The organism is Mucilaginibacter polytrichastri, assembly GCF_001911425.1.
Classification (GTDB): domain Bacteria; phylum Bacteroidota; class Bacteroidia; order Sphingobacteriales; family Sphingobacteriaceae; genus Mucilaginibacter; species Mucilaginibacter polytrichastri.
Genome location: NZ_MPPL01000003.1, coordinates 1 through 6,358, shown reverse-complemented (window position 1 = coordinate 6,358; position 6,358 = coordinate 1). Strand labels below are relative to the sequence as shown.

Genomic DNA, 6,358 nt, shown 5'->3' with positions numbered 1-6,358 from the left:
ACTTACCAATGGCCACGGCTCCGCCGTGGCCGCCGGGGAATTTGACCCCTAAAAGCTATTCGGCGAACTCCTGATCTCCTGGTAACGTTTCTTCAAAACTTCATGGGTCATCCCCTGTTTATTGGCCAGTTCCACAAATGACTTGACGATGTTCTCCCTTGTTTTCCAGTCAAAATCATAGACCAGGGTTTCGCCCTGTAATTTAACGGACAGCGGAATCGGCAATCGGCGGTCATGGGCATTTTGCAGCATTACCATACGGTTGCAAACGTTATGGTATTCCTGTTCAGGTAAGTCGCCCGAACGCAAGAGTGCAGAGAGCTTCTCTAACTGACAGCGGCGTAGGTCAAGCATGGGCTTATGGTTTTTCCGCTTCACTTTTTTGGATTTAACCGCCACATCTTTTAAGAGCATGACCTCTTCATAATCCGGGTATCGGTTACGAATTTCATCCAATGCAAACAGTTTGTTCTTGCGGTAAACCCTGCGCACGAAATTCCTGACGCTGCGCTCTTTGGAGCGTAATATCTTTTTATTGACCGTTTCCAAATCCGGCATTTGTTTTTTGCCATCCGGTGAAACCATACTTTGATAAAACTCACGCAATAAAATCAGGATGCCTAATCTTTTTTGTCCTTGCTGTTCGGCAACCAGCATATCAAAAACTTCTTTGGGTTGCAGTTCCTCTCCTTTGGACAGTAACAAACGCAGTAGCAGGCTTTCATCGCTTTCCGGCTTAACCGTTTCTTTTGGCGGTTTGGGCATCGCCTGCCCACCTAAAGCGAATTGTTCCCGAAAACCTACCAGTTTTTCCAAAAAATCAGTTCCTGTACCGGGATCTTCCTTGTCCAGTTCCTCCGCTTCCTGCTGTTCGGCATAGCGCAACTTCGCCCAATCCTCATATTGATGGTAACATAAACGCCAATTGAAATGATGGTATTCTATTTCCTCGCGGTTCATTGGCCGTGACAGAAAAGGCACGGCGTTAAACAAGCCCATCGGCCTGCGGTTACGGTCACGCCAAAGTTCGGCATCCATAAAAACATAAATACGGGGCGGGTACTTGGTTTGGGGTTTGAAATAATAATCTACCCTGCCGGAAATTTTCCGTGGCAATGCGTCCTGCCTTTCATATTCGGCACGCTCAGCGGCCGACATCACATAACCATCTTTGATCTTGACCACGACATTTAATTTAATTTCCCGGTTCGTAAACGATAATATGGCAGTCCAGTCCGCCAAGCCGCCTTTCGATAATCGGCCTGACTTTTGCCCAATCTAATCCGCCGTTCCCGCAGCCGGGGGCGGGCATGGCCAGGCTGTATAGCTGATGGGTTACGATAAATTCCCGCAGGGCGGTCAAGCCTGTTTCAATGTAGTTGTATTCAGACGGCAAACGCCAGTGCGTTTTTGTCGGCAGGTTGATAATCAGGCGTTCCCCATAAATCAGGTTGCAGTCCCTCACGGCCAGTAATTGTCCTATGCTCAGTTTCCCATTACGGCAAGCCAGCCTGTATTGGTGGTAGTTGTGCGGGAATGCTTCCCGGAATTGCAGGGCAATGCCTTTGCCCATCGCCCCACCGGTGTTGACGGTATTGACTACTGCGGGGGCGGTATCCGCTAATAAATCGCCTGTGGTGTAGGTTATCATGCTCGTATTTTCAATAGTCACGGTGGTCAAAACGCCTGCGAAGAAATTCCTCAAACAAGCGTTCCTGTTCCCGCTTCGCTGCCGATTTTTTTGCACGTTGCTTGCATCCCCAAAGGAACAACGCCCATATACCTAATCCGGATAAGATGCCGTATTCAGGGGTTTTGCTACTGATAGCAGCCATACAAAATCCTGTTGAAATGAAGCAGGTGCAGATGAAATAAAATGCTGTTTTCATGTCTGTGCGGTTTTAATTTTTAAGAGTTGCTGATAAAGGTCTTCCCAATAGGCTTGCAGCCGTTCATCGGCTGCTGCCATTGCGGGGTCGGTATGGCGGTAGTGGCGGTAATCGTCGGCCTGCAGGAGTGCCAAATCCAAATCGGTGATTTCGAGTTCCCTGCCGTCTATAGCTGTAATTTTCATGCTATCCATTTTAAGCTGCTTTCTTTTTGGTCGGTTTTGGTTTCATCGGTTTTACAATAGCAATGGGCTTGCTCACTTTAAGAGGCTGCATCCTGAAATCTTTCAGATTGACAAAAAAGCCCCGGTTGAATAGCATCCCCTCCCGGAACAGTTGCCAAAGCAGGGATGCCCCGGCATTGGCCAAAGTCGAATTGATAAACAAATCCTGTTTGGTGAGGGCTTCGGCCAAGGAACAGCTTGGCGTTTTGTCGCTGCCTTCCGATGCCAGTAACAGTTCCTTAAACTCGTCGGTCACCATCGGCAGGGTTTCAACGGTATCGTACTTTTTCATTTGGGGCTGCGGTATTTTACCGACGGTGGACAGGATGACCTGCCCCGTAAAACGGCTGTTGCCAAAATCCATATAGTACATTGCTTTGTTCCGGCTATAACCCGAATGTTTAGACTGGTTTTTTAAGATGTCGGCAATTTCCAGACGAGCCTGTACGGTATCTACGCAGGAAATGGTCAGCCCTGCCTGCGCCAGTTCGGGCTGCTCTTTTAAACACGCTTTGTCATAGCGTGTCGTTACCGCTTTCCAGTTCGTCCCGAAAAACAGGTTTACCCGATTGATTAAGGCTACTGACTTGTACTGTTTCAATTCGGCGGTGGCGAATAGCTGCCTGCCGAGGTTGGCACGTTCCACCTTATCATCATCGAACAGCCGGACAAAAAGGCCGGGGTGGTTCAGTTCGTTCAGGGCATGGTTCATTCTTGCCAAAGCGGTGAGTACCTGGCTTCCCGTGCCTCCTGCGCCGATCAGGTTAACAACAATGGGATTGTATGGATTGAGCCATTCTTTATCCACGATGTGAACGGCTGCGAGGGGCTGTCTTATTTTTATCTTTTTCATCGGATTAACTGGTTAAGAATTAAACCACAGGTAAATAGCGTATCATCAGGAAATTTATCTTTGGTGGTGGTTTGATTTTTCCACAGGTGAACCATGTTTAACTTGGTTCTGTTTATTCCGCCAAGCATGTGGCTGAAATAGCTGCCAAAGAAATAAGCCTCCCATTGCGCTATAAAATCTTCGAGGCGGGTATTCCGTTCGATGTTAATGTTCACGTTTCCCATACACACACTGCCGTCCTGATAGGTATTAAAATACGGGGCATGGTATAGTTCCGTTTTGCCCGTAGGTTTTGCTTTTCCTTTCAGCGCAAACACCCGGAGTTTGTCCCTTGTCGCCTTCCATACCATTGCCGGAACGTAGCCTTTACCACAGGGGATGCCCAAACTATCGACAAAAAACAAATCCCTTTGCTGTGGCGGGGTGTACCAAAGGGCAAAGCCGTTACTATCGGGATTGACATACAGCAGGTTATTCGGTAACAGCCCCTTTGACTTCAAAAAGCCGTTCTGCATTTCGGCACTGCTTTGCAACAGTTCCGCTAAGGCGATGCTTTCCGATAATGATAAGGGATGCGCATTGACCGGGTTGCCATGCAACCCGATGTCGTAGCTTTCCACGTACACGGCGTTTGCTTCTTCCATATTCATATTGCGGTCGTTCTCCCTGTTGCAGTTGTAAATCAGCAGGGCTTTATAGGGGACATAAATGTCATTGAAGTTGTCAGTAATGTTATTCATGGTCGTATGGATTTAAAAGGGCGCATAATTTATCTATCAGGTCGAAAAGCCTTTTTTCAAAATCTAAATCATTCATGGGCTTTGCTTCCGGGGTATCGAATAGCTGAATGGAGGTCGGTTCGTCGGTGACCCCGCATTCCTGAAATTCATTGTTAATCATCTCGAACAGCATATCCTGCATACAGTCGTTGCTGCTCCAATAAAAGCTGATATACTGCTCGGCTCTAATCCTTTCGGTTTCTTCGGGTTCTACCAGTTCATCGTGAATATTATCGAATACGCTGCGCTGCGGGTATTCTTTGTACAGCGTCAAAAACTGGTCGGCCAGACTTTCCGTTTCCAAGTCCCAATTTCCGCACTCCCGGTAGGCTTTGATATTTTCTTCCCATTTCATCAGGTGCTCATTTTCACTGATGAGCGTTAACAGGCGGTTCCCTGAATGTTGCATCGTATGCAGCACATCGAGTTGCTCATCCCGGTATTGCTGCTCTTCCTCGCCCTCATCGTCCCCTTCTTCTATCCAGTTCCGCAAGGTTTCGTACTCGCCCGACAGGTAGCTGTCATATTCGGTATAATAGGGTACTTTGACCACCTGAAACAGATAGGCGTAAACGGATAAAAGCATTTTCGCTAATGGCTGTTGTTGTGCGCTCTGTACCAAATTCCATAAGGGGCGCACCGGGATATAATACAGGCACATGCCTGTATCAAACTTTTTGAGTACGGCTAAGGTTGCGCTGTGGCTGCTATCATTCATGATGATACAGTCGGCGGTTTTGTCCTTTAGCTTTAAGGCTTCCTGTACCTGCATATAGGCGGTGGTGACGTTCTGCGGAAACTCCCTGTCCGAAACATCCGGCTCGGGGATTTCGTACATCTTACATAAGTTGGAAAGGGAGCGGAAAAATTCCGCTTCCACTTTCCTGTAATTACGTCCCTGTATCGCCAAAAAAGGCCGAAAGCAGTGCTTCAGAAAACCATCGGCACGATGCCTTGCGGTGCGCTGCGTCTGCGGTTGCGCAATACGGCTGCGGTGTCGGGCAACCTGTCGAGTTTTTGGGTAAAGTCGCTGAATAGCTGGTGCAGTTTCCATTGGTCGTTGTCTTTGGTGATGGGTACTCTACGTTTGATTTGTTGTTTCATGGCCTTATCCTTTCGTCCCCATCGTACTTTCAAAACGGTACTGTATCTGGTCGTTTTTGATTTCAGGGCCAACAATTTTGGCGTTGGTCAGGATGGGATAGGTTGCCGAATAAAAGGTCATCACCGCCTCCGGCGCAAATCCCGCTCCGGGGTCTGTCAATAGGATTTCTATGCCGTTTTCCTTGTGCAGGAAAACCCGTTGTAATGTGGTTGTCGCTAACATGGCTCTGCTTTTTTAGTCTTGGTTAAATAATGATAATGCTTGCTCCATTTGATTTCTCTTGCGGGTCAGGTCGCCTAACTTGCCTTTGAGTTCCGCTGCTTTTTCGGGGTAATCTTCCGGCGAGGGCAGTATGGCTATGGCTTCTGCATATTTACAGGCTGCATTCAGTTCGGTGATTTTTTGCATGGCCTCTGTATAAGCCTTTTTCAATTCTTCCTTGTTAGGCTGCGGTTCACTTACTTCGATGTCGTCGTTTTCTTCCGTTTCGTCCCCGCCTGTTTCCGCTTTAGGCTTCGGGTTGGTCTTATTCTTTTTGTCCTGCACCATTTTGGAGGCTACACGTGCCTTTTCCAGTTCCTTATGGTAGGCATTGAGGTTGTTGTACAGCCCTGCCGTTTGCTGTACAGGCTGCGTAATGGTTTCAAAAAATCCCTCGTCCATTTCCGTGGCTGTGCCTTTCAGGAGCATCGGCGGTATGGCTTTGGTCGCATTGTCCGCATGGTGTAAAGCGGTGAATAAGGCCGATACGGTAAATTGCCCCTGTTCATCGGTGTGAATGGTCAGTTTCCAATTGCCGGGAACGTTCATTGCTGCTATGTTTTCAAAAAAGTTCGTTGTCATGGTTTTTAATTTTTAGATGTGCGTTTATTCAGTTCAACTAAATGGTTTGCCGACCTGCCATCTGCTGTAAACAGGTATTCATTGGTTAAAAGGCTTTCCTTGATGGCGGTATCGCTTGTTAGAAAATCGTATTGTTTTTCAAGGGATGTGTACAGGTGGCGGTTGAGGATTTCAGCAACCGAGCGCAGCCATTCTTCCAGTTTGTCCAGTTCTTCAAAAATGTTGTCATGCGTTTTGCCGTCCCTGATAACTTCTGAAATGCCTACGTTGGTGACTACGCCAAACTGTCTTGACCTGCTGATAATTTGGGGTTCACTTGGTAACAGTCCACCCGAAACCAATGCCATCACCCTGCGGTCAGTCTGCGGAACATCAAAATTAAATTCCTGCATCGGGGCGTAGTCTTTCCACGATTGGTTAGCAACTGCGTTAACCAGTTTGGGTATATCCACCATAGCGGAGAAACCGCTGCCATCCCCCTGCGAATAGAAGCCCCTGAATTTGATACTCTCCTTGTTGACCGCTATGCCCATATAGGAACACAGTTCTATAAAATCTTCAAATTCATCGTCCCACCAATCAAAACCGATATTTAAATCCTGATAAGTGGTCAGGGCTTTTTGCCTGGCTTCCTTGTCCAGTTGGTTAAAGTTGTATAGTTTGAG

General features: G+C 47.5%; 11 protein-coding genes. All 11 read right to left on the bottom strand.

Annotated features, from left to right (window positions below):
* Window positions 1-48 precede the first annotated feature (48 nt).
* A complete protein-coding gene (locus RG47T_RS25495; RefSeq protein WP_139235707.1) occupies window positions 49-1,185 on the bottom strand; it encodes a hypothetical protein in 1,137 nt (378 codons plus the stop codon).
* Between the two features lie 10 nt (window positions 1,186-1,195).
* Window positions 1,196-1,651, bottom strand: coding sequence for a macro domain-containing protein (locus RG47T_RS25490; RefSeq protein ID WP_074493954.1), 456 nt, complete (start codon window positions 1,649-1,651; stop codon window positions 1,196-1,198).
* 10 nt (window positions 1,652-1,661) lie between these two features.
* Window positions 1,662-1,889, bottom strand: a complete 228-nt coding sequence (locus tag RG47T_RS25485) for a hypothetical protein (RefSeq protein WP_074493953.1) — start codon at window positions 1,887-1,889, stop codon at window positions 1,662-1,664.
* Entirely contained in the window at window positions 1,886-2,083 is a 198-nt protein-coding gene (locus tag RG47T_RS25480; protein WP_216351147.1) for a hypothetical protein, read from the bottom strand. The genes RG47T_RS25485 and RG47T_RS25480 overlap by 4 nt, the downstream gene beginning before the upstream one ends.
* A gap of 1 nt (window position 2,084) precedes the next feature.
* A complete protein-coding gene (locus tag RG47T_RS25475) occupies window positions 2,085-2,966 on the bottom strand; it encodes a PRTRC system ThiF family protein (protein ID WP_074493950.1) in 882 nt (293 codons plus the stop codon).
* Window positions 2,963-3,706: a hypothetical protein gene (locus tag RG47T_RS25470; RefSeq protein WP_074493948.1), complete on the bottom strand. Its 744-nt coding sequence runs from the start codon at window positions 3,704-3,706 to the stop codon at window positions 2,963-2,965. The genes RG47T_RS25475 and RG47T_RS25470 overlap by 4 nt, the downstream gene beginning before the upstream one ends.
* A complete protein-coding gene (locus RG47T_RS25465; protein ID WP_074493946.1) occupies window positions 3,699-4,583 on the bottom strand; it encodes a hypothetical protein in 885 nt (294 codons plus the stop codon). Before RG47T_RS25465 ends, RG47T_RS25470 begins: the two co-directional genes overlap by 8 nt.
* A gap of 92 nt (window positions 4,584-4,675) precedes the next feature.
* On the bottom strand, window positions 4,676-4,882 hold the full coding sequence (locus RG47T_RS25865; RefSeq protein WP_139302444.1) for a hypothetical protein: 207 nt from the start codon (window positions 4,880-4,882) through the stop codon (window positions 4,676-4,678).
* Complete coding sequence (locus RG47T_RS25460) at window positions 4,854-5,072, bottom strand: PRTRC system protein C (protein WP_074493944.1); 219 nt, start codon at window positions 5,070-5,072, stop codon at window positions 4,854-4,856. The genes RG47T_RS25865 and RG47T_RS25460 overlap by 29 nt, the downstream gene beginning before the upstream one ends.
* Before the next feature lie 12 nt (window positions 5,073-5,084).
* The gene (locus RG47T_RS25455; RefSeq protein ID WP_083627594.1) at window positions 5,085-5,693 is read right to left on the bottom strand and encodes a PRTRC system protein E; all 609 of its coding nucleotides are present in this window, start codon (window positions 5,691-5,693) and stop codon (window positions 5,085-5,087) included.
* Between the two features lie 5 nt (window positions 5,694-5,698).
* Window positions 5,699-6,358 (bottom strand): DUF8835 domain-containing pootine (locus tag RG47T_RS26255; protein WP_074493939.1); only part of this gene is annotated, 660 nt, incomplete at its 5' end.

Coding starts and splice junctions, on each gene's coding strand:
- RG47T_RS25490 (WP_074493954.1), bottom strand. CDS start 1,651: ATGATAACCTACACCACAGGCGATTTATTAGCGGATACCGCCCCCGCA.
- RG47T_RS25485 (WP_074493953.1), bottom strand. CDS start 1,889: ATGAAAACAGCATTTTATTTCATCTGCACCTGCTTCATTTCAACAGGA.
- RG47T_RS25480 (WP_216351147.1), bottom strand. CDS start 2,083: ATGGATAGCATGAAAATTACAGCTATAGACGGCAGGGAACTCGAAATC.
- RG47T_RS25475 (WP_074493950.1), bottom strand. CDS start 2,966: ATGAAAAAGATAAAAATAAGACAGCCCCTCGCAGCCGTTCACATCGTG.
- RG47T_RS25470 (WP_074493948.1), bottom strand. CDS start 3,706: ATGAATAACATTACTGACAACTTCAATGACATTTATGTCCCCTATAAA.
- RG47T_RS25465 (WP_074493946.1), bottom strand. CDS start 4,583: ATGTACGAAATCCCCGAGCCGGATGTTTCGGACAGGGAGTTTCCGCAG.
- RG47T_RS25460 (WP_074493944.1), bottom strand. CDS start 5,072: ATGTTAGCGACAACCACATTACAACGGGTTTTCCTGCACAAGGAAAAC.
- RG47T_RS25455 (WP_083627594.1), bottom strand. CDS start 5,693: ATGACAACGAACTTTTTTGAAAACATAGCAGCAATGAACGTTCCCGGC.